At 53.7% G+C, this 24,864-nt stretch carries 25 protein-coding genes; 16 read left to right on the forward strand and 9 right to left on the reverse strand.

What is annotated here, in order from left to right:
- Window position 1 precedes the first annotated feature (1 nt).
- Together C3451_RS10415 and C3451_RS10420 are read right to left on the reverse strand one after the other, a co-directional pair.
- The gene (locus C3451_RS10415; protein WP_003859667.1) at window positions 2-916 is read right to left on the reverse strand and encodes a branched-chain amino acid ABC transporter permease; all 915 of its coding nucleotides are present in this window, start codon (window positions 914-916) and stop codon (window positions 2-4) included.
- Window positions 917-984: 68 nt separating this feature from the next.
- Window positions 985-2,106 (reverse strand): branched-chain amino acid ABC transporter substrate-binding protein, encoded by a 1,122-nt coding sequence (locus tag C3451_RS10420; protein ID WP_023300472.1) that lies wholly within the window; start codon window positions 2,104-2,106, stop codon window positions 985-987.
- A gap of 411 nt (window positions 2,107-2,517) precedes the next feature.
- Between C3451_RS10420 and C3451_RS10425 the strand changes: the two genes are divergently transcribed.
- Complete coding sequence (locus C3451_RS10425) at window positions 2,518-3,186, forward strand: YecA family protein (RefSeq protein ID WP_038416285.1); 669 nt, start codon at window positions 2,518-2,520, stop codon at window positions 3,184-3,186.
- 28 nt (window positions 3,187-3,214) lie between these two features.
- Here C3451_RS10425 and tyrP read toward each other — a convergent pair whose 3' ends face one another.
- Entirely contained in the window at window positions 3,215-4,366 is a 1,152-nt protein-coding gene (gene tyrP, locus C3451_RS10430) for a tyrosine transporter TyrP (protein WP_233161231.1), read from the reverse strand.
- 248 nt (window positions 4,367-4,614) lie between these two features.
- Between tyrP and C3451_RS10435 the strand changes: the two genes are divergently transcribed.
- Window positions 4,615-4,854 carry a YecH family metal-binding protein gene (locus C3451_RS10435; protein WP_032622412.1) on the forward strand — a complete coding sequence of 80 codons (240 nt, stop codon included), beginning with the start codon at window positions 4,615-4,617 and terminating at the stop codon, window positions 4,852-4,854.
- A gap of 36 nt (window positions 4,855-4,890) precedes the next feature.
- Here C3451_RS10435 and ftnA read toward each other — a convergent pair whose 3' ends face one another.
- Window positions 4,891-5,388, reverse strand: a complete 498-nt coding sequence (ftnA, locus tag C3451_RS10440) for a non-heme ferritin (protein ID WP_022648525.1) — start codon at window positions 5,386-5,388, stop codon at window positions 4,891-4,893.
- A gap of 200 nt (window positions 5,389-5,588) precedes the next feature.
- Window positions 5,589-5,927, reverse strand: coding sequence for a YecR family lipoprotein (yecR, locus tag C3451_RS10445; RefSeq protein WP_045622428.1), 339 nt, complete (start codon window positions 5,925-5,927; stop codon window positions 5,589-5,591).
- 245 nt (window positions 5,928-6,172) lie between these two features.
- Between yecR and C3451_RS10450 the strand changes: the two genes are divergently transcribed.
- Complete coding sequence (locus C3451_RS10450) at window positions 6,173-6,811, forward strand: RpiB/LacA/LacB family sugar-phosphate isomerase (protein ID WP_045622430.1); 639 nt, start codon at window positions 6,173-6,175, stop codon at window positions 6,809-6,811.
- 42 nt (window positions 6,812-6,853) lie between these two features.
- On the opposite strand, the gene C3451_RS10455 is transcribed toward C3451_RS10450, so the two are convergent.
- Window positions 6,854-8,272: an MFS transporter gene (locus C3451_RS10455; RefSeq protein ID WP_045622432.1), complete on the reverse strand. Its 1,419-nt coding sequence runs from the start codon at window positions 8,270-8,272 to the stop codon at window positions 6,854-6,856.
- A gap of 214 nt (window positions 8,273-8,486) precedes the next feature.
- On the opposite strand from C3451_RS10455, the gene azuC reads away from it, so the two are divergent.
- Window positions 8,487-8,570: a stress response protein AzuC gene (azuC, locus tag C3451_RS10460; RefSeq protein ID WP_003859682.1), complete on the forward strand. Its 84-nt coding sequence runs from the start codon at window positions 8,487-8,489 to the stop codon at window positions 8,568-8,570.
- A 106-nt stretch (window positions 8,571-8,676) separates the two neighbouring features.
- Window positions 8,677-8,928, forward strand: coding sequence for a DUF2766 family protein (locus C3451_RS10465; protein ID WP_003859683.1), 252 nt, complete (start codon window positions 8,677-8,679; stop codon window positions 8,926-8,928).
- Between the two features lie 80 nt (window positions 8,929-9,008).
- Here C3451_RS10465 and C3451_RS10470 read toward each other — a convergent pair whose 3' ends face one another.
- Both C3451_RS10470 and C3451_RS10475 read right to left on the reverse strand, forming a co-directional pair.
- The gene (locus tag C3451_RS10470; protein ID WP_022648521.1) at window positions 9,009-10,352 is read right to left on the reverse strand and encodes an anaerobic C4-dicarboxylate transporter; all 1,344 of its coding nucleotides are present in this window, start codon (window positions 10,350-10,352) and stop codon (window positions 9,009-9,011) included.
- 577 nt (window positions 10,353-10,929) lie between these two features.
- Entirely contained in the window at window positions 10,930-11,433 is a 504-nt protein-coding gene (locus C3451_RS10475; RefSeq protein WP_022648520.1) for a non-heme ferritin-like protein, read from the reverse strand.
- 504 nt (window positions 11,434-11,937) lie between these two features.
- On the opposite strand from C3451_RS10475, the gene C3451_RS10480 reads away from it, so the two are divergent.
- The 6 genes from C3451_RS10480 (at window position 11,938) to otsA (ending at window position 18,738) form a co-directional block, all read left to right on the forward strand.
- Window positions 11,938-12,495, forward strand: a complete 558-nt coding sequence (locus tag C3451_RS10480) for a DJ-1/PfpI family protein (RefSeq protein WP_045308667.1) — start codon at window positions 11,938-11,940, stop codon at window positions 12,493-12,495.
- 316 nt (window positions 12,496-12,811) lie between these two features.
- Window positions 12,812-13,801, forward strand: coding sequence for an arabinose ABC transporter substrate-binding protein AraF (gene araF, locus C3451_RS10485; RefSeq protein WP_023300466.1), 990 nt, complete (start codon window positions 12,812-12,814; stop codon window positions 13,799-13,801).
- Between the two features lie 71 nt (window positions 13,802-13,872).
- On the forward strand, window positions 13,873-15,387 hold the full coding sequence (gene araG, locus C3451_RS10490; protein ID WP_045623499.1) for an L-arabinose ABC transporter ATP-binding protein AraG: 1,515 nt from the start codon (window positions 13,873-13,875) through the stop codon (window positions 15,385-15,387).
- Between the two features lie 14 nt (window positions 15,388-15,401).
- Window positions 15,402-16,382 (forward strand): L-arabinose ABC transporter permease AraH, encoded by a 981-nt coding sequence (gene araH, locus C3451_RS10495; protein WP_045623500.1) that lies wholly within the window; start codon window positions 15,402-15,404, stop codon window positions 16,380-16,382.
- 153 nt (window positions 16,383-16,535) lie between these two features.
- Window positions 16,536-17,339 carry a trehalose-phosphatase gene (gene otsB, locus C3451_RS10500; RefSeq protein WP_022648515.1) on the forward strand — a complete coding sequence of 268 codons (804 nt, stop codon included), beginning with the start codon at window positions 16,536-16,538 and terminating at the stop codon, window positions 17,337-17,339.
- Complete coding sequence (gene otsA / locus C3451_RS10505; RefSeq protein ID WP_022648514.1) at window positions 17,314-18,738, forward strand: alpha,alpha-trehalose-phosphate synthase; 1,425 nt, start codon at window positions 17,314-17,316, stop codon at window positions 18,736-18,738. The genes otsB and otsA overlap by 26 nt, the downstream gene beginning before the upstream one ends.
- A gap of 15 nt (window positions 18,739-18,753) precedes the next feature.
- Here the strand turns inward: otsA and uspC are convergent, their stop codons facing one another.
- Entirely contained in the window at window positions 18,754-19,182 is a 429-nt protein-coding gene (gene uspC, locus C3451_RS10510) for a universal stress protein UspC (RefSeq protein ID WP_022648513.1), read from the reverse strand.
- A 796-nt stretch (window positions 19,183-19,978) separates the two neighbouring features.
- On the opposite strand from uspC, the gene flhD reads away from it, so the two are divergent.
- The 5 genes from flhD to cheA all read left to right on the forward strand — a co-directional run bounded on the left by flhD (window position 19,979) and on the right by cheA (window position 24,860).
- Window positions 19,979-20,329, forward strand: a complete 351-nt coding sequence (gene flhD, locus C3451_RS10515; protein ID WP_003859693.1) for a flagellar transcriptional regulator FlhD — start codon at window positions 19,979-19,981, stop codon at window positions 20,327-20,329.
- Window positions 20,330-20,378: 49 nt separating this feature from the next.
- Window positions 20,379-20,909 carry a flagellar transcriptional regulator FlhC gene (flhC, locus tag C3451_RS10520; protein WP_124304307.1) on the forward strand — a complete coding sequence of 177 codons (531 nt, stop codon included), beginning with the start codon at window positions 20,379-20,381 and terminating at the stop codon, window positions 20,907-20,909.
- Between the two features lie 123 nt (window positions 20,910-21,032).
- Window positions 21,033-21,920, forward strand: coding sequence for a flagellar motor stator protein MotA (motA, locus tag C3451_RS10525; protein ID WP_003859696.1), 888 nt, complete (start codon window positions 21,033-21,035; stop codon window positions 21,918-21,920).
- Window positions 21,917-22,846 (forward strand): flagellar motor protein MotB, encoded by a 930-nt coding sequence (gene motB, locus C3451_RS10530; RefSeq protein ID WP_022648511.1) that lies wholly within the window; start codon window positions 21,917-21,919, stop codon window positions 22,844-22,846. Before motA ends, motB begins: the two co-directional genes overlap by 4 nt.
- Before the next feature lie 4 nt (window positions 22,847-22,850).
- Entirely contained in the window at window positions 22,851-24,860 is a 2,010-nt protein-coding gene (cheA, locus tag C3451_RS10535) for a chemotaxis protein CheA (protein WP_022648510.1), read from the forward strand.
- The last annotated feature ends 4 nt before the right edge of the window (window positions 24,861-24,864 follow it).

A 24,864-nucleotide genomic window follows, 5' to 3' on the forward strand; every position in this document is an offset into this window, starting at 1 on the left:
CTTACACTTTAGCCACGACAGGGCGGCCCAGCAGCCCCTGAGGACGGAAGATCAGGATTAATACCAGCAATCCAAACGAGAACACGTCTTTATAATCCGAGTTCACCATCCCGGAGAATTGCGCTTCTGCGACGCCCAGAATCAGCCCGCCAAGCATCGCACCGGGCAGAGAGCCGATGCCGCCCAGCACCGCCGCCGTAAAGGCCTTGATGCCGATAACGAACCCGACGTAAAAATCAAAGGTGCCGTAATTCATGGTGATCAGCACGCCCGCCAGCCCAGCCATGGCTGCGCCGATAACAAACACCAGCGAAATAATTCTGTCGGTGTTGATACCCAAAATGGAGGCCATCTTACGATCCTGCTGCACCGCACGGCACATGCGCCCTAAGCGGGTACGGTTGATAATCCAGGTCAGCACCAGCATGCCCGCGAACGAGGCGATGAGAATAAAGACTTTGGTATAGGTTATCTGGACAAACCCTTCGCCGAGGTGAAAACGCAGCACGCCATCCAGCATGGTCGGTACGCCCTGCTGCCGTGGGCCCTGGCTGAGCTGGACGTAGTTTTGCAGTATCAACGACATCCCGATGGCCGAAATCAGCGGCGCCAGACGCGTCGAATTGCGTAGCGGCTTATAGGCGATGCGCTCAATCGTCCAGCCATAAACGCCGGTGACCACGATGGTGAAAACCAGGGTTCCCAGGATCAGCAGCGGAAAGGAGTGGAGTCCAAAAAACGCCAGCAGGGCCAGGCCAATGGCCGAGAGATAGGCGGAGATCATATACACTTCGCCGTGGGCGAAATTGATCATACCGATGATGCCGTACACCATGGTGTAGCCGATGGCGATAAGACCATAGACCGAACCCAGCGTTAAGCCATTAATTAATTGTTGCAGGAAGAATGTACTCATGGTCGCGCACCTGAATAAAGGGTTACGCCGACAGTCAGACCTGCCGGCGTTGAGCAGATTCCGTCCCGTTATGGCACTTCTTTATATTTGCCTTTGTCGTCCCACTGGTAGACCACGTAGTCAGACACTTTGAGGTCACCTTTGCTGTCCCAGGCTTTTTTACCCATCACCGTGTCGACAGGGTTGGCCTTCAGCCACTCGCTGGCTTTTGCGGAATCCGTCCCTTTCGTGGCCTTGAATGCCGCTGCGATAGCCTGCACAGACGCATAGGCGTAGAGGGTGTATCCTTCTGGTTCAAATTTACCGGCGCGGAATTTCTCGATGACGGCTTTTCCGTCCGGGATCAGGCGCGGGTCTTTACCGAAGGTCATGTAAATACCGTTGGTGTACTGCGCCCCACCGGCGGCGGTGACCATCTCTTCATTGACGATACAGTCTCCCGAGAAGAACTTCGCCTGCACGCCCTGTTCACGCATCTGGCGAACCAGCGGGCCCGCTTCCGGGTGACAGCCCCCGAAGAACACCACGTCTGGTTTTTGTGCGCCAATTTTGGTCACCAGCGCGTTAAAGTCTTTCTCCCCGCGGGACAACCCTTCGTACATCACTTCCTTAACGCCGCGTTTCGCCAGCGCCGCTTTAGTGGCGTCCGCCAGCCCCTGACCGTAGGTGTCTTTATCGTGGATGATGACGACCCGTTTGGCTTTAAGCTTATCAAGAATAAAATCGCTGGCGACCTGGCCCTGCTGGTCGTCACGTCCGCACATGCGGAACATATCGCTCATGCCCCGCTCGGTAATAAGCGGGTTCGTTGAGCCGGGGGTGATGGAGAGGATCCCGGCATCGCTATAGACCTCGGAGGCGGGCATGGTCGACGAGGAGCAGAAGTGGCCGACGACCGCTTTCACTTTATCCTGATCGACTAAGCGGTTGGCGACGGCAACGGCCTGTTTGGGTTCGCAGGCGTCATCGCCCTGAACCAGTTTGATTTTCTCACCGTTGATCCCGCCAGCGGCGTTAATGTCTTCCGCCGCCTGCGTAGCGCCATGCCAGTATTGATCGCCATAGGTTGCGTTCGGGCCTGTGAACGGCCCGGCCACGCCGATCACGATATCGGCCTGTGCAGAAAAGGCCGTCACCAGACAACCGGCCAGCAACAGGGAGAGGGGAGTTTTGGTAAATTTCAGCGACATTATTATGTTCCTTAGCAAAGAGGTTTTTGCACCAGGTATAAACCCGAACGCCTGATGGCATCGTAAATCCAAAAACAAGAGCGAGAACAAAATGCACTTTAGAAGCAATCTCGTGCTTAATACGGCGAGGATCCCACGCACCGCGAAGCGCGCAGAACATTAAGCAAAAAGGTTGCCAGAATGGTTAATCCCTTGACCGGGTCACAACACGTTGAGTATAGAGCGCCGTTTTATGCGCCTTTGCGGGATGAGATGAATTTACAGCGGAGATCACATCTCCTTAACAACAAAGCCCATAAGTTGTGCAACGGTCACGATTTGCACGTTTTTGCAGCAATAAAGACCTAAACTTCAGATAGGCATGCGCGGCGATATATGTCAGGATCGTTTTTTTTATCAGGAGTATCAGCAATGGCTGAAGGCCCATTAAATGAAAGCGAGATGGCGTGGCTGGAAGAGACATTAATCTCTTACGGACACGACGATGCATCCGTGATTGACGTGTCCGAACTGGACGGCATGCTTACCGCAGTACTTTCCGGTCCCGTTGTGGTGGAGCCCGACACCTGGCTGGTAGCGGTATGGGGTGGTGAGAAGTATATTCCGCGCTGGAAAAACGATCGTGAGATGAACCGTTTTATCGATCTCTGCTTTAAGCACATGAACGATATTGCCGAGCGCCTGAGCGAATACCCGGATCAGTTTGAACCGCTGTTTGGCTATAACGACGTTGACGGTCAGAGCTATACCGTAGTGGAAGAGTGGTGCTATGGCTACATGCGCGGCGTGGCGCTGACGGACTGGTCATCCCTGCCGGAAGCGCTGGAAGCGGATCTGGCGGTGATTGCCCTGCACGGAACGGAAGAGCACAGCGAGAAGCTGGAAGCGCTGACCGAAGAGGAGTATATGGCCAGCATCGAGAGCATTCAGCCTGCGGCGCTGCGTTTGTACAACTACTGGGTGGCTAATCCGCAGCAGCCGGAAGCGAAAAAGCCGATCGTGAACGGGTCGAAGGTGGGACGTAACGATCCGTGTCCGTGCGGGAGCGGGAAGAAGTTTAAGAGTTGCTGTCTGCACTGAAAAAAGGGGCTATTCATAGCCCCTTTTTTTATCCCACTTCCGGCAGCATTCCCGCTGCAATCAGCACCTGCACCAGAATAATCACCACCCCACAACCAAACACCACGCACAGCAGCGGCTTACCACCCGCCACGCGGTATCCTTGCTGCGGATGTTGCTGGCGGCTCTTCCACGCCAGCATGGAAGGCAGCAGCAGGGCCAGTACCGATAACGCCACGCCAGCATACCCTAGCGCCATCACAAACCCGCGCGGATAAAAGAGCGCGAAGGCCAGCGGCGGCAGGAAGGTCATCGCCCCCGTCTGTAAGCGTCCGGCAACGGTATTGCGACGCTGGAACAGATCCGCCATATAGTCAAACAGGCCAAGCGCCACGCCGAGGAAGGAGGTTGCCAGCGCCAGGTCTGCAAACAGATGTACCGCCAGCTCCACGTGTGAAGAGGCCACCACGTTACGCAGGGCAACCAGGAATCCATTCAGACCAGAATGCTCTGCCATCAGGCCGATAAAGGTGGTGGAATCAATACTGCCCAGCGTCACCAGCTGCCAGAACAGGTAAGCAATCAACGGAATGGCGCTGCCGATCACAAAGACGCGGCGCAGCTTGCGAATATCACCGTTCATATAACTCACGATGCTCGGCACGCTGCCGTGAAAACCGAAAGAGGTGAAAATCACCGGGATGGCCGAAAGCGCCAGACCTTTCTCCAGCGGGAGGGAGAGCAGGTTAACCTTGTGCACATGCGGTGCCAGCAGCACCAGCATCACAACAAGGAAGAGAATTTTGGCGCTGAACAAAAAACGGTTAAACAGATCGACCAGCGACGTGCCCGCACAAACCACACCGCCACCGATCAGCGTAAAGACAATGGCGCCTGTTTCCGGTGAAAGCGACGCACCGAAGCCGTCATTGATACTTGACGCAATCAGCTCCCCGGCGCCGCTGATGTAGGCGGCGGTCAGCGCGTACATCAGGAACATCATGCTGAAACCGGTGACCCACTGCCCGTAGCGTCCAAGATAGCGTGCAGCCAGGGAGCCTAAGCCGGTATCGGCAGGGACATGCTGATAAACCTCCAGCAATAATAGCGCGGTGTAACACATCAGGGCCCAAAGACCGCCCAGCAGCACTACGGTAACCCCAAACCCGACGCCGGCGGCAGCCAACGGCATGGCCAACATTCCTGCGCCAATTGTCGTTCCGGCGACGATAAAAATACTTCCCAGAGTTCTGTTCTTCACGCTTTCCTCTACAACGCTTCCATACCGCGACTCATTCTGCGGCGCAGAGTAAGGTAAAAGCACCATCTCGTCAAATCACCGTTACATAGGGTGTAATGATTAATTTACAAAAAGAAAGGGGGAACCTGCGCCAGCGCAAAGCGTGCCGTGGAGGGAGCGTTTAGTCTGCTTTTTATTTGCGAGAGGTAATGATGTCAATTCACGGACACGACGTGCTGAATATGATGATTGAGTCAGGTGAGCGTTATACGAAGGAGAGTCTGGTTGAGGCGATACATGCCCGCTTTGGCGAAGCGGCGCGTTTCCATACCTGTTCAGCTTCGGAAATGACAGCCGCGGAGCTGGTGGCGTTTCTGGCGGCGCGCGGAAAATTCATTCCGGCAGCAGACGGATTTTCCACGCACGAAAGTAAAATTTGCCGTCATTGAATAAAGCGGTGCTGAAAACTCAGCACCGCTTTTCTATTAATTCTGCGTGTCGAGCGTCGACAGCTCTTTATCAATGAAGTACAGACCTTCCCCGGATTTACCTGCCAGAGATAATTTATCCAGCACGGATTTAAACAGCTTCTCTTCTTCGTGCTGTTCAGCCACATACCACTGAAGGAAATTAAAGGTTGGATAATCCTGACTGGTCATGGCGGCATGAGCCAGTTCATTAATTTTCTGGGTGATCAGCTGTTCGTGCTCATAGGTGGCACGGAACAGTTCATCAAGAGAGCCGTACTCGGCGAAAGGCGATACCACGTTATCAATGCGCGGCAGGCTGCCGGTGTCCGTCAGGTAATCAAACAGACGCTGCATGTGCGTCATCTCTTCCTGGGCATGACGACGCAGGAAGGCGGCAGCCCCTTCAAAGCTGTGATAGCTGCACCAGGCGCTCATCTGCTGATAAAGCAGGGAAGAAAATAGCTCAAGATTCATTTGCGCATTGAGCTTGTCGATCATTTCAGTTTTTAACATGGTGCAGCTCCGGTTTATTAATTCTGGTTCACGATGAGCGACACTATAATTTGTTATTTAATTATTTGCAAAAAGTAAAATAAATATTTATTTATTAAAAATACGAATGGGAATAAAACGCATTGCCGCCATTTATATTTATTAATGAGAATTATTTTTGTTCTTATTAAATAAACTGCCAGCGTGACTGGCAGTCGCGGTTAATACCACGGATTCTGGCTGGAAGAGGTAACGGCATATCCCTGACATTTATACTGAATGGTCACACTTTCGTTCAGACAGAATGAACCGCTGATCAGGGTGCAGGTTTTAATCGGCTGCCCGTAGGCTGACGCGGAGGCGTAGCCCATGTGTTGGCAGGCCTTTGTTGCCGTACCGTTATTAACATAGTCATCAGACCAGGCGTTTTGCAGCATGGCCTGGCCATAGTCGAGGCGCACAATTCCGTTTGGGGCATCCGTACTACTGACTTCTGCCTGACGGTTGATGCTGCACCCGGCGAGCAACAGGATCGTTCCGGCTATGATTACACGTTTCATGTTTCACTCTGCGTGACGGGAAATACGCCATTGTAACCAACGCGACGGGACGCAATGGCCGGAATAGCCGGAGGATCTGCCCTTTCACTGTACAAAGAGCCGGGCCACCGAGCGAAATTGTGAGCGCATCTTTGTTTTTTAAAACAAGTTTTCACTTAATTTGAAAGTGCGTTTGTTTGATAGTAAGGTTAAGTTGAAAAGGTATCCACAGCGGGATCGCCCGCCATGCATTCAGGAGAGACAAGATGAAAATTGCACTGATGATGGAAAACAGCCAGGCCGCTAAGAATCCCATCATCCTTAATGAGCTGAAAGCCGTTGCTGATGAGAAAGGTTTCCCGGTCTATAACGTCGGTATGAGTGATGAGAACGATCATCATCTCACTTATATTCACCTGGGCATCATGGCGAGCATTCTGCTTAACGCAAAAGCCGTTGATTTTGTTGTCACCGGCTGCGGTACCGGGCAGGGCGCGTTAATGTCCCTGAACATCCATCCGGGTGTGATTTGCGGTTACTGCATCGATCCTGCGGATGCTTTCCTGTTCGCGCAAATCAACAACGGTAACGCGCTTTCTCTGCCGTTTGCGAAGGGCTTCGGCTGGGGGGCAGAACTGAACGTACGCTTTATCTTTGAGAAAGCGTTTACCGGACGCAGTGGCGAAGGCTATCCACCAGAGCGTAAGGAGCCGCAGGTGCGTAACGCCGGTATTCTGAACCAGGTGAAAGCGGCGGTGGTAAAAGAAAACTATCTGGATACCCTGCGTGCAATCGATCCTGAGCTGGTTAAAACCGCCGTCTCAGGCCAGCGCTTCCAGCAGTGCTTCTTCGAGAACTGCCAGGACAAAGAGATCGAAGCCTTCGTGCGCGGTATTGTTGGCTGATTTCCTTTGCCGGGCGGTGCGTTGCCCGCCCGGCACAGAGCCTTACTTTTTCGATGATACCGCGCTGCCTGCATTTTTGGTCAGACGCAGCGTGTCAACCATTCCCACCAGGCAGATCAGCGCGATCGCCACAAATGCCAGCCGGAAGCTCATTCCCGGCATGCCGGCAATCCCCATCGTCTCACTGACTTTTTCCCCGATACGAATACCAATTGCCCCGAGCGTGATCCCAAGTCCCACGGCAAGCTGCGTTGCGGTTGAAAACAGCGTATTGTCATAGCTCATCTGCGCAGAGGGTACATCCGCAAAGGCCAGCGTACTGATGGCTGTAAACTGGATCGAACGAAAAACGCCACCCAGATAGAGGATCAGCATGACGAGCCACACAGGAGTCTGCGGCGTAAGAAAGGCGCAGGCCAGCAGCGCCAGGACATTCAGTGAACCGTTAATCAGCAACAGCCGCTTAAACCCCAGGCTGCGGATCAGGGGCGTCGTTGCCGGTTTAATGGTGAGATTGCCTACGAAAACGGCCAGCACCAGCAGGCCAGAATGGAACGCGTCCATGCCAAAGCCGACCTGGAACATCAGCGGTAACAGGAACGGAACCGCGCTGATGGAGGCGCGAAACAGCGATCCGCCGTACAGGGTGACGCGAAACGTCGGCACTTGCATCGCATCGAGCCTGATCATCGGCCAGGTTGCCCGCTTAAAGTGGCGCAGCGCCAGGCTCAACGCGGCGACACCGACGATAAACAGCGTGGCGGTTAATCCTGTCCGCAGAGGCTCTGCGCCCATCAACTCCATCGCATAAACCAGGCTCACCATGGCAAGGGTGGTGACCACAAAACCCGGTAAATCAAACGGTCGGCGTGTATCTTCATGCAGGTCCGGAATGATTCGCAGTGCCAGCAAAATGGCGATTATCCCCAGCGGCACGTTAATAAAGAAGATCCAGCGCCAGTCGGCATAGCTTGTAATGAACCCGCCCAGCGGCGGGCCGATGATCGGCGCGACCAGCGCAGGCCACGTCAGGGTGGCGATTGCCGTGATGAGCTGATGCTTTGGCGTTGTACGTAACACGGCCAGGCGACCCACAGGCACCATCAGCGCGCCACCCATGCCCTGGAAGACGCGCATTGCGACAAACTCCTCGAGCGTGGTGGACAGGCCGCAAAATACCGAGGCCAGCGTGAAGATCGCCAGCGCGAGGGCAAATACTTTTCGCGCGCCGAAGCGGTCGGCGATCCAGCCGCTGGCGGGGATCAGCACGGCAAGGGTGATCAGGTAGGCGCTGATGCCGATATTCAGATCCACGGCCTGTACGCCGAAGCTTTTTGACATATCCGGCAATGCGGTGGCGATCACCGTCCCGTCCAGAAACTCCATAAAGAAAGCACCGGCCACCAGCAGTGCCGCAGGCGATAATCCACGGCTCTCTTTGCCGGATACGTTTTCACTCATTCTCTTCCTGCCCGCTCAAAAAATTTTATAAAAATTTACTGGAATTTATAAGTCTGTAACGTGCGGATTTATCGTGCCTTTTTTTAACAAACCGGCAGCACTGAGGGTTTATTAACCGTGATGCAGGTCACAAAATGGTTGATTTTTGTGATGGTGGTCATATTATAAGCGTATTGATAATAACACCTGCATAACACGTTACTGGAGCAACATAATGAAACTGCGCAAAATCCTGAAAAGCATGTGGGCTAACTACTGCACAACGTTTAAAGACGTCCCACCGGGTGCGATGTTCTGATAAAAAAACCTGCTTCGGCAGGTTTTTTTATGTCTGCGGACGACGAGAGGGAGATGGAAGGGCGTCTGTTTTGCTACTATGGCGGCCTTTGAATAAGGAGAACCCCATGTCACAAAACCTGAGCGCCGATCAGGAACTGGTATCTGACGTCGTCGCCTGCCAGCTGGTTATCAAACAAATCCTTGATGTGATTGACGTTATCGCGCCGGTTGAGGTACGCGAAAAGATGTCGACCCAGCTAAAAAACATCGATTTCACCAATCATCCTGCTGCGGCGGACCCGGTTACGCTCCGCGCGATCCAGAAAGCAATCGCGCTGATTGAACTGCGCTTCACGCCGCAGGGTGAGTCACACTAAAATAAACCGATGTTTTAAAATTAGAAACCGTTTTCTGATTTTACGTCGAAGGGCGACAGAGTCTGTCGCCCGCAGAAGGTTCAAAAGAACGTCTGCACCAGTAGATAGCTCACCACGCAGGCACAGCTGACGCCAATCAGGCCCGGCAGAATAAAGCTGTGGTTGATGATGAATTTACCGATGCGGGTGGTGCCGGAGCGATCGAATCCAATACAGGCCAGATCGCTCGGATAGGTGGGCAGCACAAAGTAGCCGTAGGAGGCCGGGAAGAAGGCCACCAGCATTTTCGGATCGATGCCTAACATCAACCCCATCGGGGCGACTGCGGTTAAGGCCGCGGCCTGGCTGTTGACCAGTTTCGACACCAGAAACAACACGATGGCATACGTCCAGGGATGACTCTTCACTACCCCCTCCAGTGCCATTTTCAGTTCGTCGAGATGCGCCTGGAAAAAGGTATCGCTCATCCATGCCACGCCAAACACCGAGAAGATGGCGACCATCCCCGCCTTAAATACCGCTCCGTTTGAAATGGCCGACGCATTAACCTTACAGGTCATCAGCATGATGGCCCCGGCAATAAGCATCATCATTTGAATGACAAGGTTCATCGACAGGGCCGTCATTTTGCCTTTGATCTCAAACGCCGGACGCAACTCGGGCAACGCACCCAGCAGGACCACAACGGCAATCCCGGCGAAGAAGATCCACGTTGACCAGTAGGCCTGTTTAGGGAAACGCTGATCCATCAACGTCTCCGTTCCCCCATAGATAAACTCCCGCTGTTTCGGATCTTTCAGCTTTTCCTGAAATTCAGGATCGTCTGCGAGGTTTTTCCCCCGGCGCAGGCTCCACAGTGCCGCAATGGCGACGCCTGACAGTGAGGCCGGTACGGAAACGGCGAGTATTTCGAGGATCCCCCACGCGTGGCCGATACCGTGCTGCGCACCCAGAATTGAGACCAGCGAAACGACGGCCACGGAAACGGGGGAGGCGGTGATCGCCATCTGTGAGGCCACCGAGGCCACCGCCATCGGCCGTTCCGGGCGAATGCCTTTTTTCAGGGCGATATCCGCGATAATGGGAAACATAGTGTAGACGACGTGGCCGGTCCCGCAGAGAAAGGTCAACATCCAGGTGGTAAACGGCGCGAGAAGGGTGATGTGCTGGGGATGTTTACGCAGCAGGCGCTCTGCGAATTGCATCATCACGTTCAGGCCACCGGCGGTTTGTAGTGTGGCCGCGCAGCCGATGACGGCGAGGATCGTGAGCATCACGTCAACCGGCGGTTTACCGGGTTGCAGACCAAAGACAAAACTCAAAATAAACAGGCCGATGCCGCTTATCAGCCCCAGGCCCATCCCGCCGAAGCGGGTACCTACCAGCAGGCAGAGGATAATGACAATAAACTCAATGGTGATCATGATGCTCCCTCGTTAATGAATGTAATTAAACAAATCATTACACGATGTGTGGTTATTCATTGGGAGCAAGATCTGATTTGTTAAATGTCAGCAAAAGCAGGGAGTTGGCACCCACTCCCTGACGGGCTGAGGGATCCCCAGTAATTTGAAAGCAAAAGCGATAACGTTGCCTTCAGAATAACTGAAGGCTTTCAGCGATGCCTCGGTCCGGCTGTAAATCGCTGAGGCGTTTCCTGTAGGCCGGGGCGAGGCGCAGGGATGCGCCGAGAGGGCGGGCTTTACAGGGATGTTACCTCCGCCCGTCCCCGATAAGCCGGAAGGAATAAGCCGAAGGTACCGCGAAGCGGCGATTTTCCGCCGGAAGCCCGGGTCGCCAGGGTGGTGGCGACTGAGCCACCCTGGCACGTTCACCGGTTATGCCGTGACAGAGTAGCAAGGAACATAAAGTGAACGGAATGACCACCAGAGCCGTATGTTCCCCCTCACCCCAGCCCTCTCCCTCAAGGGAGAGGGGGCCGTCTGTGCAGGCATTATTTTGTGGGGAACTCTCAGCCCTGACGGGAGCGGGTGAAGGAACTTAGTGGTGTTGCACGGTAGCTATGTCGAGAAGATGGCGGTCCGTCTGCTCCAGACAGATCCCCGCGCGTTTCGCGTTGCGGATTTCGTCTGCGAGCGTTTTCAGCAGCATGCCATCCTGCTGCTGCTCTCTGTCCATATCACGTAAAAACTTGAGGGTAATGATGTCCTGTTGCGCTTTGGCTTCATCGGCCAGCTTGTTCAGCTTCGTACAGCGTTGCTCATACTCTTCAAGCGTTTTCTGGAACAGTTCCTCCAGAGAGGAGTAATTATCTTCAATCGTTTCAAGCTCTTTGACTGTGGGATTGGCGCCGATGGCTTTCAAAAAGTTAAAGACACGCATCATGTGCGTGACGTTACTTTGCGCCTGAGTACGAAAGAAGGTGGCAGTGCCGTTGAGGCTTTTTCTGGAACACCAGGCGCTCAAATGCAGATGCAGATTTGAAGCATAAAACTCCAGGTTCATCTGGGCATTCAGTTTTTGCATCATCGTTTGGGTAGTCATACTCATATCCTTATTGACTGTGGGACTTGATGTCCGCTACGAAACCTGACCCGGCAGGTACTGACGATTGAATAACAGAAAAAGATTTCTGCAAGGTAAACAAACTCGAAAATTCACGTCCTGTGTTCGATTTAAATAAGCATACGCTTCTCTTTGAATTAAGAAAACTCTTAGTTGGGCTGTGTTTACCATACATTACAAATTTAAATATAGCGCAGAACAGAAAACAGGTGACGAGATCTAATATTTTTTATCTATATGATTTTAATGATATTAAAATCAGTTCTTCCCATTTTTATCGTTTCAGGAAACCTTCTGTGGCGGGAAATTCTGTGAAAGTGTTAAATCAGAAATAATAACTGCAAATATATCCTGCTGTAGCAAATTTGAGCTAAATCAATTTTCCCGCAATATACGGTTCTGTGATCGCGTCGTAAGATTGTTATCTAACAAATCTGGAAAATGAAACGATGTTTTATATCTTTTCACTTGTAGGGGTTTATGATGACAAAAGTTGCGGTGCTGCTGGCACCTGGTTTTGAAGAAGCAGAAGCGATTATCACAGTTGATATCCTGCGTCGCTTGCAGATTGAGGTGGAAACGCTGGCCTGCGCGGAGTCCCGTGCGGTAGTGAGTTACCACAATATCCCCATGGTGGCTGACAGTACCTTAACGGAACGTATTAATACGCTGTATGACGCGGTCGTGTTACCCGGTGGGCCGCAGGGGAGTATCAATCTTGCGGCTAACCAGGAGGTGATACGCTTTGTTTCCGCGCATGACGAGCACGGCAAACTCATCTGCCCGATCTGCTCTGCGGCTGCGCGGGTGCTGGGCGCAAACGGGCTACTGAAGGGGCGGCGCTACGTCTGTTCCGGCGATCTTTGGCAGACCGTTGATGATGGAGTATATGTAGATGCGCCGGTGGTGGAGGATAACAACCTCATCAGCGGCAAGGGGCTGGGGCACGCTTTTGACTTTGCGCTGACGCTCTCTGCGCGTCTGTTGGGCGACGATGCCCCCGTGCGCGATCATGCTGAACACATCTATTACCGCTGGTAAATTTTCTGCCGGACGCTAAGGCGTCCGGGTTACAGGGATTTCTTAGCTGACCTTATGGATAATCCTGCTTAACTCCTTTCCATTTGTAGGACAATTACGTCCTTTTTTATGTCATTTTTCGCTGAATTTATGTACGCAATTACTGTAATTCTGCGGTGTGATGTCGCTCTCTTATGGATGATTAATTTCCCGCTAAAACTATCACCAGCAATAACGCTTATGACGAGGTAAGCGCTAATGCCTTGTTTTAAGTCCGATTAAATAAGTTGTTCGCCATTATTCCCTACAGATAAGAATGCTAAAGCTGGAGTTTACCATGCACAAATTTACTAAAGCGCTGGCGGCCATCGGCCTGGCTGCCGTTATGTCACAATCCGCTATCGCTGAAAATTTAAAGCTCGGTTTTCTGGTTAAACAGCCGGAAGAACCGTGGTTCCAGACCGAATGGAAATTTGCTGATAAAGCCGGAAAAGATTTGGGATTTGAGGTAATTAAAATCGCCGTACCTGACGGCGAGAAAACGCTTAACGCCATTGATAGCCTGGCGGCGAGCGGCGCGAAAGGTTTCGTTATCTGTACGCCGGATCCAAAGCTGGGTTCAGCGATTGCCGCGAAAGCGCGCGGTTATGACATGAAAGTGATTGCGGTGGACGATCAGTTCGTGAATGCCAAAGGCAAACCGATGGATACCGTTCCGCTGGTGATGATGGCGGCCACCAAAATCGGCGAGCGTCAGGGCCAGGAGCTCTATAAAGAGATGCAAAAACGCGGCTGGGATGTAAAAGAGACCGCCGTGATGGCGATTACCGCTGACGAGCTGGATACCGCCCGTCGTCGTACCACGGGCTCAATGGACGCCCTAAAAGCGGCTGGCTTCCCGGAAAAACAAATCTACAAAGTCCCGACCAAATCCAACGATATCCCGGGCGCCTTTGATGCGGCGAACTCCATGCTCGTCCAGCATCCGGAGGTGAAACACTGGCTGGTGGTGGGGATGAACGATAACACCGTGCTGGGCGGCGTGCGTGCAACGGAAGGCCAGGGCTTTAAAGCACCGGACATTATCGGGATCGGCATCAACGGCGTGGACGCCGTGAGCGAACTGTCTAAAGCGCAGGCGACCGGTTTCTACGGCTCTCTGCTGCCAAGCCCGGATGTCCACGGCTATAAATCCAGCGAAATGCTCTACAACTGGGTGACCAAAGGGGTTGAGCCGCCGAAATTCACCGAAGTGACCGATGTGGTGCTGATCACCCGCGATAACTTCAAAGAGGAGCTGGCGAAAAAAGGACTGGGCGGTAAGTAATACGCTGTGATTGCGCCCCTCACTCACCGTGAGGGGCCAGACGTACACACTACAGGAATCACGGAGTCGTTATGCAACAGTCTGATCCGTATCTCTCTTTCCGCGGCATCGGTAAAACGTTCCCCGGTGTAAACGCGCTGACCGATATCAGCTTCGACTGCTATGCCGGCCAGGTTCACGCCCTGATGGGGGAGAATGGCGCGGGAAAATCCACGCTGCTAAAAATTCTCAGCGGCAACTACACGCCCACCACCGGCACGCTGGCTATTCGCGGCGACGAGGTGGCCTTTGCCGATACCACGGCAGCGTTAAATGCGGGCGTCGCCATCATCTATCAGGAGCTGCATCTCATTCCTGAAATGACCGTGGCGGAGAACATCTATCTGGGCCAGCTTCCGCATAAAAGCGGCGTGGTCAACCGCTCGCTGCTCAACTATGAAGCGGGCTTGCAGCTCAGGCACCTTGGGCTGGATGTCGATCCGCAAACGCCCCTTAAGTATCTCTCCATCGGCCAGTGGCAGATGGTGGAAATTGCCAAAGCGCTGGCACGTAACGCCAAAATTATCGCTTTTGACGAGCCAACCAGCTCGCTCTCGGCGCGTGAAATTGAAAACCTCTTTCGCGTGATCCGCGAGCTGCGCAAAGAGGGCCGCATCATTCTGTACGTCTCCCACCGTATGGAAGAGATTTTTGCCTTAAGCGATGCCATCACCGTGTTTAAGGATGGCCGCTACGTGCGCACCTTCACCGATATGCAGCAGGTCAATCATGACCAGCTGGTGCAGGCGATGGTCGGGCGCGATCTGGGGGATATTTACCACTGGAAGCCGCGCGAGTACGGCCCTGAGCGTCTGCGTCTGGATAGCGTTAAAGCCCCAGGCGTGCGCACACCTATTTCACTCTCGGTGCGCAGCGGCGAAATCGTCGGGCTGTTTGGCCTTGTGGGGGCAGGGCGCAGCGAGCTGATGAAAGGGCTGTTTGGCGGTACGCGCATTACCCAGGGCCAGGTCTTCGTCGACGGGAAAAAGGTCGATATACAGAAGCCTGCGCAGGCGATTAACGCGGGCATCATGCTCTGTCCGGAGGATCGAAAGGCCGAAGGCATTATTCCAGTGCACTCGGTGCGCGACAACATCAACATCTCTGCCCGGCGCAAGTTCATCCGCGCGGGATGTCTGATTAACGACGGCTGGGAGGCGAGCAACGCTGATCACCATATCCGTTCGCTGAACATCAAAACTCCCGGGGCTGAACAGCTGATCATGAATTTGTCCGGCGGCAACCAGCAAAAAGCCATTCTGGGGCGCTGGCTGTCGGAAGACATGAAGGTCATTTTGCTGGATGAACCAACGCGCGGTATCGACGTGGGGGCGAAACACGAAATCTATAACGTCATCTATGAGCTGGCAAAACGCGGCGTGGCGGTGCTGTTCGCCTCCAGCGATCTGCCCGAGGTGCTGGGCGTCGCCGACCGCATTGTAGTGATGCGTGAAGGCGAAATTGCCGGTGAATTGCTGCATGAACAGGCGAATGAACAACAGGCGTTGAGTCTCGCCATGCCTAAAGTTAGCCAGGCTGTCGCCTGAGTAAGGAGTCAATAATGTCCTCTGTTACTACATCCGGAGCGCCGAAGTCGGCTTTCAGTTTTAGCCGCATCTGGGACCAGTACGGCATGTTGGTGGTTTTTGCCGCCCTGTTCGTTGCGTGCGCGATTTTTGTGCCAAACTTTGCGACCTTCATCAACATGAAGGGGCTGGGGCTGGCTATCTCCATGTCCGGCATGGTGGCCTGCGGAATGCTATTCTGCCTGGCCTCCGGCGATTTTGACCTGTCGGTCGCCTCGGTGATTGCCTGTGCCGGGGTCACCACTGCCGTGGTGATCAATATGACCGAAAGCCTGTGGATCGGCGTGCTGGCGGGGCTGATGCTCGGCGTGCTGAGCGGTCTGGTGAACGGCTTTGTGATTGCGCGCCTGAAGATTAACGCCCTGATCACGACGCTTGCGACCATGCAAATCGTGCGCGGTCTGGCCTATATCATCTCCGACGGTAAGGCGGTGGGGATTGAAGACGAGCGCTTCTTTACGCTGGGCTATGCCAACTGGCTGGGCTTGCCTGCGCCTATCTGGCTGACAGTAGCCTGTCTGATCCTGTTTGGTTTCCTGCTTAACCGCACCACCTTTGGTCGTAATACCCTGGCGATTGGCGGGAACGAGGAAGCGGCGCGTCTGGCGGGTGTCCCGGTCGTACGGACCAAGATCATTATCTTCGTGCTGTCCGGGCTTGTGTCGGCAGCGGCGGGGATTATTCTGGCGTCGCGTATGACCAGTGGCCAGCCAATGACCTCTATCGGTTATGAGCTGATTGTCATTTCAGCCTGCGTATTGGGGGGCGTATCCCTCAAGGGCGGCATCGGAAAAATCTCATATGTGGTGGCGGGGATCCTGATTCTGGGGACCGTGGAGAACGCCATGAACCTGCTTAATATTTCTCCGTTCTCTCAGTACGTCGTACGCGGCCTGATCCTGCTGGCAGCAGTGATCTTCGACCGTTACAAGCAAAAAGCGAAGCGTACCATCTGATTTATTTTTAGCCACTTATCTGCTCAACTATTAACCATAGTTGACTCCCTGACCGGCCCGCCAGTTATGCTGACGGGCCCGTTGCTAAATGGCGAGCGCCGTCACACTGTCTATACTTACATGGCTGTTTTGTTCACTGTAAGGAGGATTAGGGTGGCTGACTTGTTAACCGCACCGCCTGTACTGCCCGGAAAATTTGCTTTCTTTTTTGACCTCGACGGGACGCTCGCCGGAATTGAACCGCATCCTGACGACGTCGTTGTACCGGATCTGGTGTTAGAGAATTTGCAGCAGCTCTCCCGACAGAACGAGGGGGCACTGGCATTGATTTCAGGGCGCTCAATGGCCGAGCTGGATGTGCTCGCCAGTCCTTATCACTTTCCGCTGGCCGGTGTGCACGGAGCGGAGCGCCGCGATATCCATGATCAACTGCATATAGTTTCACTCCCCGATACGCTGGTTCAGGCGCTGCATGCGCAACTCTCTTCTGCTCTGGAACTGCTTCCCGGTACGGAACTGGAAGCCAAAGGCATGGCCTTTGCGCTGCACTACCGTCAGGCGCCTCACCATGAGGCGGCGATCTTTTCGGTAGCAAGAAGCGTGGCGGAAGCCCATCCGGAGCTGGCGTTACAGCCCGGTAAATGTGTGGTCGAGATTAAACCAGCAGGAATTAATAAAGGCGCTGCCATTGCAGCGTTTATGGCGGAAGCGCCGTTTAAAGGGCGTACGCCAGTATTTTTTGGGGATGACCTGACCGACGAGGCCGGGTTCAGCGTGGTAAACCAGGCCAGTGGCATGTCTGTCAAGGTAGGGCCGGGTGAAACCGTTGCCGGATGGCGGCTGGAAAACGTCGCAAGCGTCTGGCAGTGGATATCTGATGTCGCTAACCAGCAACAACAACAAATAGCGCAAAACAACGGGAGAAATCATTATGGGTCGCTTAGTCGTCGTCTCTAATCGCATCGCACCGCCGGATGATAAAAAAGCCAGTGCCGGTGGCCTGGCGGTCGGGGTATTAGGTGCCCTCAAAGCCGCGGGTGGACTCTGGTTTGGCTGGAGCGGGGAAATCAGTAATGATGAGAAACCGCTTAAAAAGGTGTCACGGGGCAATATCACGTGGGCTTCCTTCGCACTCAGTGAGAAGGACTATGATGAATATTATTCCGAGTTCTCAAACGCCGTGCTGTGGCCAGCGTTTCACTATCGTCTGGACCTGGTGAAATTCCAGCGTGAATCCTATGAAGGCTATATGCGCGTTAATGCGCTGCTGGCAGATAAACTGCTGCCGCTGATCGAAGAAGACGATATTTTATGGATCCACGACTACCATCTGCTGCCTTTCGCCAGAGAGCTGCGAAAACGTGGTGTGAATAACCGAATCGGTTTTTTCCTGCACATTCCTTTCCCGACGCCGGAGATTTTCACGGCACTGCCGCAGCATGAAGAGATCCTTGAGGCGCTGTCCGATTACGACCTGCTCGGTTTCCAGACGGAAAACGACAGGCTGGCCTTCCTCGACAGCGTGTCCGGTAAAACCCGACTGGTCACTCACGGCGGCAAATCTCACACCGCGTGGGGACGTAATTTCCATACCGAGGTCTACCCGATTGGTATTGAGCCAGACGAAATTGCCGAGCAGGCCTCCGGTCCATTGCCTCCGAAGCTTGCCCAGCTTAAGGATGAACTCAAGCACGTTAAGAATATCTTTTCGGTTGAACGACTTGATTATTCCAAAGGTTTGCCGGAGCGATTCCTCGCGTACGAAACCCTGCTGGAAAAATTCCCGCAGCATCACGGCAAGATTCGTTATACCCAGATAGCGCCGACCTCGCGCGGTGAGGTTCAGGCCTATCAGGATATCCGTCACCAGCTTGAGACCGAAGCAGGGCGCATCAACGGGCGCTACGGGCAGCTTGGCTGGACACCACTTTTCTATTTGAATCAGCACTTTGAGCGCAAAATTCTGATGAAAGTGTTCCGCTATGCGGACGTCGGGCTGGTCACGCCCCTGCGCGACGGGATGAATCTGGTGGCAAAAGAGTATGTTGCAGCACAAGATCCTGCTGACCCGGGTGTGCTGGTGCTGTCTCAATTTGCCGGTGCGGCAAACGAGTTAACCTCAGCGCTAATTGTAAACCCTTACGATCGCGATGACGTGGCAAATGCCCTGAACCGTGCGTTAACTATGCCGCTTGCGGAACGTATTTCACGCCATTCGGAAATGATGGAGACCATCATGAAGAATGATATTAACCGCTGGCAGGCGCGTTTTATTGACGATTTGCGCGCGATCCAGCCGCAAAGTCAGGAAGGTGATCTGCAAAAAAAGATCGCGACCTTCCCTAAACTCGCCTGATTTTCTCCGGGGGCATTAATTGCCCCCAAGAGGCACCAGCAGGACATCAACCTGGCTTGACGAAACGATAGATTTTGCCGAGCATGCCGCACGAGAAAAAAAACTCTGGTTATGATTTCCGCAAATAACCAGGTCAATATTCTCTTTCTGACAGATGTCGAGTATATGCGCGCTTAATTCACCGGTCGCGATAACGGTCTGATGAATCGGATAGTCTGCCCTCTCCACCAACTCTTGCAGGAATTGGTGCGTTTCCTCCTGCAATACCTCACGTATATCTTCCAGCATCGGCGCAGCCAGCTGATTATACATTTCGGGTTCCGCGGCCAGCGTGATCAGGCTGATGCGGGCATTGGCGGGGCGGGCGATGGATACGGCTCGGGCGACAAGCTGGTGGCTTTCGGGAGAAACAGCAACTGAAACAAGCAGATGGGAGTAACTCATCACGCACTCCTTTGATGTCAGAATGACAAGTTTTCCCAGCTTTACCGCGAAACTGTCATTACTGCAAGAGGTGAATGCGTCATTAGTGTGAAGCTTATCATAATTATTCATTAATTATTCTTATAAGAAGAATAACTGAAAAGATGGCCTAAATGAAAAAAATTAACAGCTTAACGTAAATTACACATTTTCCCTTCCAGGTGGTTAACTCGCCTTAACTCATCATCAACCCGGCGTAGATCGTTACGCAACGAAACTGATTTTTGTGTTGCCAGCGTTAACCTCCTGTTTTTACTTTATTAATTAATGGTAGTTTCAACGTGAAGTTTTCCCCATAGCAGATCAATGCGGATTTGCCCTGTCTTTACATTTCCCAGACCCAATTCCCCCGTCCGGATGCATGAGTATTCGTTCCTGAAGAATATAAACAAGCTTGGGTTGGATAAAAAACACCCAAATTACAAGTCACGCTGATGGATTTATGGGTTACATTCGCGTAAATTATGTGACGCAGATCACATTTTTTTTAAATTCCAGGGGGGGCTGCATTGTATGTGTCAAAACTGACGAGTAGAGTTTGCGTCGAATTAGGAAAAATCTTAGTTATTTGTAAGAAAAGATAAAATGTGTAACCGACATTTTGGCCATGTTAACCGGTCACGCGCTTTACGACGTACAAACCTAAATTCAACTATGCATTTGGCCTTTTCTTTTTATACCGGGTGATTTCCCGGCGACATCACGGGGTGCGGTCTTTCCGCATAAAAATAATAGTTGGTTATTCGGGATGGGAAAAATGCATACATCCGAGTTGCTAAAACATATTTACGACATCAATTTGTCGTATTTATTGCTCGCGCAGCGTTTGATTAGTCAGGACAAACCGTCAGCGATGTTTCGTCTGGGTGTTAACGAAGAGATGGCAACCATGCTGGGGGGATTAACACTTCCGCAGATGGTCAAGCTGGCTGAAACCAATCAGCTTGTCTGCCAGTTCCGTTTCGATAACCCGCAGACCATTACGCGTCTGACTCAGGAATCCCGCGTGGACGATCTGCAACAGATCCACACCGGTATTCTTCTCTCCACCCGCCTGCTCAACGAAATCAGCCAGCCTGACGACGTAGCCCGGAAGAAAAGGGCTTAACAATGAGCGAAAAAAGCATTGTCAGGAAGCCCGTGATATCCAGCTGGCAATGGAACTCATCACGCTGGGTGCGCGTTTACAAATGCTGGAAAGCGAGACGCAACTGAGCCGTGGTCGTTTGATCAAGCTGTACAAAGAATTGCGTGGTAGCCCACCGCCAAAAGGCATGCTGCCGTTTTCGACTGACTGGTTCATGACATGGGAGCAGAACATCCATGCTTCCATGTTCTGTAACGCCTGGCAGTACCTGCTTAAAACGGGCTTATGCAGCGGCGTGGATGCCGTGATTAAAGCCTACAAACTTTACCTTGAGCAATGCCCGCAGCAGGAACAGGGACCCCTGCTGGCGCTGACCCGCGCCTGGACGCTGGTGCGTTTTGTTGAAAGCGGAATGCTTGAATTGTCGCGCTGCAACTGCTGTGACGGCAATTTTATTACCCACGCGCACCAGCCTGCGGGCAGCTTCGCCTGTAGTTTATGCCAGCCTCCATCCCGAGCCGTAAAAAGACGTAAACTTTCCCGGGATGCTGCCGATATTATTCCACAACTGCTGGATGAACAGATCGAACACGCTGTTTAACCCGAACCTGTGGGCAAGATTCCAGCAGCGGTAAGCGATTACCGCTGCTTTTTTTTACCCTGCGTTCAGGTCACGCGCTCGAAATGAACGTCCTGCCATAGTCACTAGCGGAAGGATGATGTCGTGCTTATCTTATTAGGTTACCTGGTAGTTCTCGGTACAGTTTTCGGCGGTTACATGATGACCGGCGGGCACCTTGGAGCACTCTATCAACCGGCTGAACTTGTCATCATCGGCGGTGCAGGGGTAGGGGCTTTTATCGTTGGTAACAACGGTAAATCGATCAAGGGCACGCTGAAGGCGATTCCGCTGCTGTTTCGTCGCTCGAAATACACCAAAAGCATGTATATGGATCTTCTGGCGCTGCTCTATCGCCTGATGGCGAAGTCACGTCAGCAAGGAATGTTCTCGCTGGAGCGGGACATTGAAAACCCGAAAGAGAGCGAAATTTTCGCCAGCTACCCGCGTATTCTGGCTGACGCGATGATGCTCGATTTTATCGTCGATTACCTGCGACTGATCATCAGCGGCAACATGAACACCTTCGAAATTGAAGCCCTGATGGACGAAGAGATCGAAACCCACGAGAGCGAATCCGAAGTTCCGGCCAACAGCCTGGCGCTGGTGGGCGACTCGCTTCCGGCGTTCGGTATCGTGGCGGCGGTCATGGGCGTCGTTCATGCCCTGGCCTCGGCGGATCGCCCGGCGGCTGAACTGGGCGCCCTGATTGCCCACGCAATGGTGGGGACGTTCCTCGGTATTTTACTGGCATACGGCTTTATCTCCCCGCTGGCGAGCGTGCTGCGCCAGAAGAGCGCTGAAACCACCAAAATGATGCAGTGCGTGAAAATTACGCTGCTCTCAAACCTCAACGGTTATGCGCCACCGATCGCCGTCGAATTTGGCCGTAAGACGCTCTACTCCAGCGAACGTCCGTCGTTTATCGAGCTTGAAGAACACGTGCGTGCGGTGAAAAACCCAAACCAACAGACGACAACTGAGGACGCATGAAAAACCAGTCCCATCCGATCGTCATCGTAAAAAAACGCAAGCATAAGGGGCACGGGCACGGTTCTCACGGCTCATGGAAGATCGCGTACGCCGATTTTATGACCGCCATGATGGCCTTCTTTCTGGTGATGTGGCTGATCTCCATCTCCAGCCCGAAAGAGCTTATTCAGATTGCGGAATATTTCAGAACGCCGCTGGCGACGGCGGTCACCGGCGGGCCGCGCATTTCGAACAGCGACAGCCCGATCCCCGGCGGCGGTGACGATTACACCCAGCAGCAGGGCGAAGTGAAAAAACAGCCTAACATCGACGAGCTGAAAAAACGGATGGAGCAGGCGCGCCTGAAAAAACTGCGCGGTGACCTGGATCAGCTGATTGAGGCGGACCCTAAATTGCGCGCGCTGCGTCCGCATCTGAAAATTGACCTGGTGCAGGAAGGGCTGCGTATTCAGATCATCGACAGCCAGAACCGACCGATGTTCAAAACCGGCAGTGCCGACGTGGAGCCCTACATGCGCGATATTCTGCGTGCGATTGCACCGGTGCTGAACGGCATTCCGAACCGCGTTAGCCTCTCCGGTCACACGGATGATTTCCCGTACGCCACGGGAGAGAAGGGATACAGCAACTGGGAGCTTTCTGCCGATCGCGCCAACGCCTCGCGTCGCGAGCTGGTGGCGGGTGGGCTTGATGATGGCAAGGTCCTGCGCGTCGTCGGCATGGCTGCAACCATGCGCCTGACCGACCGCGGACCGGATGACGCCATCAACCGTCGTATCAGTCTTTTAGTGCTGAACCAGCAGGCGGAGCAGGCCATCCTGCATGAAAACGCCGAAAGTCAGAATGAGTCACTGGACGATTTAAAACAGCCTGGGGCCGTCCCTTCGGCTGCCGTTCCAACATCGCCACCAGCCAATCCGAGGTGATAGCGTGAGCATGGATATTACCGATTTTTACCAGACATTTTTTGATGAAGCCGACGAATTGTTGGCCGATATGGAGCAACATTTGCTGGATCTGGTGCCCGAGGCACCGGACTCAGAACAGCTCAACGCCATCTTCCGTGCGGCGCATTCCATTAAAGGCGGAGCCGGAACGTTTGGATTTACCATTTTGCAGGAAACGACCCATTTAATGGAAAACCTGCTGGATGAAGCACGACGCGGTGAGATGCAGCTCAATACCGACATTATCAACCTGTTTTTGGAAACGAAAGATATTATGCAGGAACAGCTCGACGCCTATAAAAGTTCGGCAGAGCCTGATGCCGCCAGCTTTGAATACATCTGCAACGCGCTGCGTCAGTTAGCGCTGGAAGCCAAAGGTGAGGCGTCTGCGCCCGTTGTCCCTGCGGCAAAACTGAGCGTTGTTGACGCCGCGGCCAAACCAGACAGTGCGCCTGATGCGCCCGCAGGAAAATTGCGCGTAGTGCTGTCACGGCTGAAAGAGAACGAGGTCAACCTGCTGGAAGAGGAGCTGGGTAACCTGGCGACGCTCAGCAACGTGGTGAAGGGTAAAGACAGCCTGGCCGCGACGCTCGACGGCGGGATCGGCCAAGATGACATTGTGGCGGTGCTGTGCTTCGTGATTGAAGCGGATCAAATTGCGTTTGAAACCGAGGCGGCGGCCGTTGAAGTGCCCGCGCCGGCAGAAATTGCCCCTGCGGTAGTTGCTGCTGCTCCGGCCCTGAAAGCCGTGCCAAAAGAGACGGCTGCCCCGGCCCGCGGTGAAAAACCGGCGGCGCGTTCCAGCGAGTCCACAAGCATTCGCGTGGCGGTGGAGAAAGTGGATCAGCTGATCAACCTGGTGGGTGAACTGGTGATCACCCAGTCGATGCTGGCCCAGCGCTCCAACGAGCTGGACCCGGTGACCCACGGCGATCTCATCACCAGCATGGGCCAGTTACAACGTAACGCCCGCGATTTGCAGGAATCGGTGATGTCCATCCGCATGATGCCGATGGAATATGTCTTCAGCCGCTTCCCGCGCCTGGTGCGCGACCTGGCCAGCAAGCTCAACAAACAGATCGAACTCACGCTGATGGGCAGCTCCACCGAGCTGGATAAGAGCCTGATTGAACGCATTATCGACCCGTTAACGCACCTGGTGCGTAACAGCCTCGACCACGGCATTGAGCTGCCGGAAAACCGCGTGGCAGCCGGAAAATCGCCAGTGGGCAACCTGATCCTGTCAGCAGAACATCAGGGCGGCAACATCTGCATCGAAGTGACCGATGACGGCGCGGGCCTGAACCGCGAGCGCATTCTGGCGAAGGCGATTTCGCAGGGCATGGCGGTCAACGAAAACATGACTGACGAAGAAGTGGGCATGCTGATTTTTGCCCCGGGCTTCTCAACCGCAGAGCAGGTCACCGACGTTTCCGGCCGCGGCGTGGGCATGGACGTGGTGAAACGTAACATTCAGGAGATGGGCGGTCACGTTGAGATCCAGTCTAAGCAGGGCGCGGGCACCACGATCCGTATCCTGCTGCCGCTGACGCTGGCCATTCTTGACGGCATGTCCGTTAAAGTGGCGGACGAAGTCTTTATTCTGCCGCTGAACGCGGTGATGGAATCCCTCCAGCCGCGCGAAGAAGATCTGCATCCGCTGGCGGGCGGCGAGCGCGTGCTCGAAGTGCGCGGCGAGTACCTGCCGCTGGTGGAACTGTGGAAAGTGTTCGAAGTGGACGGGGCAAAAACCGAGGCCACGCAGGGTATCGTTGTGATCCTGCAAAGCGCCGGACGCCGCTACGCGCTGCTGGTCGATCAGCTGATTGGTCAGCATCAGGTGGTGGTTAAGAACCTGGAAAGTAACTACCGCAAAGTGCCGGGGATCTCTGCTGCCACCATCCTGGGTGATGGTAGCGTCGCGCTGATCGTCGATGTATCGGCACTTCAGGGATTAAATCGTGAACAACGTGTGGCGAACACAGCCGCCTGATTAA

The organism is Enterobacter sp. 301B, from assembly GCF_003850715.1.
Lineage (GTDB): Bacteria > Pseudomonadota > Gammaproteobacteria > Enterobacterales > Enterobacteriaceae > Enterobacter > Enterobacter intestinihominis.

Excerpts from the sequence above, each read along its gene's own strand:
- otsA (WP_022648514.1), top strand. The coding sequence starts at position 17,314 with ATGGGTCGCTTAGTCGTCGTCTCTAATCGCATCGCACCGCCGGATGAT.
- flhC (WP_124304307.1), top strand. The coding sequence starts at position 20,379 with ATGGAACTCATCACGCTGGGTGCGCGTTTACAAATGCTGGAAAGCGAG.
- flhD (WP_003859693.1), top strand. The coding sequence starts at position 19,979 with ATGCATACATCCGAGTTGCTAAAACATATTTACGACATCAATTTGTCG.
- azuC (WP_003859682.1), top strand. The coding sequence starts at position 8,487 with ATGAAACTGCGCAAAATCCTGAAAAGCATGTGGGCTAACTACTGCACA.
- araF (WP_023300466.1), top strand. The coding sequence starts at position 12,812 with ATGCACAAATTTACTAAAGCGCTGGCGGCCATCGGCCTGGCTGCCGTT.
- C3451_RS10475 (WP_022648520.1), bottom strand. The coding sequence starts at position 11,433 with ATGACTACCCAAACGATGATGCAAAAACTGAATGCCCAGATGAACCTG.
- motB (WP_022648511.1), top strand. The coding sequence starts at position 21,917 with ATGAAAAACCAGTCCCATCCGATCGTCATCGTAAAAAAACGCAAGCAT.
- C3451_RS10435 (WP_032622412.1), top strand. The coding sequence starts at position 4,615 with ATGATGTCAATTCACGGACACGACGTGCTGAATATGATGATTGAGTCA.
- C3451_RS10450 (WP_045622430.1), top strand. The coding sequence starts at position 6,173 with ATGAAAATTGCACTGATGATGGAAAACAGCCAGGCCGCTAAGAATCCC.
- C3451_RS10455 (WP_045622432.1), bottom strand. The coding sequence starts at position 8,272 with ATGAGTGAAAACGTATCCGGCAAAGAGAGCCGTGGATTATCGCCTGCG.
- uspC (WP_022648513.1), bottom strand. The coding sequence starts at position 19,182 with ATGAGTTACTCCCATCTGCTTGTTTCAGTTGCTGTTTCTCCCGAAAGC.
- tyrP (WP_233161231.1), bottom strand. The coding sequence starts at position 4,366 with ATGTTGGCCATGCCGTTGGCTGCCGCCGGCGTCGGGTTTGGGGTTACC.
- araH (WP_045623500.1), top strand. The coding sequence starts at position 15,402 with ATGTCCTCTGTTACTACATCCGGAGCGCCGAAGTCGGCTTTCAGTTTT.
- C3451_RS10425 (WP_038416285.1), top strand. The coding sequence starts at position 2,518 with ATGGCTGAAGGCCCATTAAATGAAAGCGAGATGGCGTGGCTGGAAGAG.
- C3451_RS10415 (WP_003859667.1), bottom strand. The coding sequence starts at position 916 with ATGAGTACATTCTTCCTGCAACAATTAATTAATGGCTTAACGCTGGGT.
- C3451_RS10470 (WP_022648521.1), bottom strand. The coding sequence starts at position 10,352 with ATGATCACCATTGAGTTTATTGTCATTATCCTCTGCCTGCTGGTAGGT.
- yecR (WP_045622428.1), bottom strand. The coding sequence starts at position 5,927 with ATGAAACGTGTAATCATAGCCGGAACGATCCTGTTGCTCGCCGGGTGC.
- C3451_RS10420 (WP_023300472.1), bottom strand. The coding sequence starts at position 2,106 with ATGTCGCTGAAATTTACCAAAACTCCCCTCTCCCTGTTGCTGGCCGGT.
- C3451_RS10480 (WP_045308667.1), top strand. The coding sequence starts at position 11,938 with ATGACAAAAGTTGCGGTGCTGCTGGCACCTGGTTTTGAAGAAGCAGAA.
- araG (WP_045623499.1), top strand. The coding sequence starts at position 13,873 with ATGCAACAGTCTGATCCGTATCTCTCTTTCCGCGGCATCGGTAAAACG.
- ftnA (WP_022648525.1), bottom strand. The coding sequence starts at position 5,388 with ATGTTAAAAACTGAAATGATCGACAAGCTCAATGCGCAAATGAATCTT.
- C3451_RS10465 (WP_003859683.1), top strand. The coding sequence starts at position 8,677 with ATGTCACAAAACCTGAGCGCCGATCAGGAACTGGTATCTGACGTCGTC.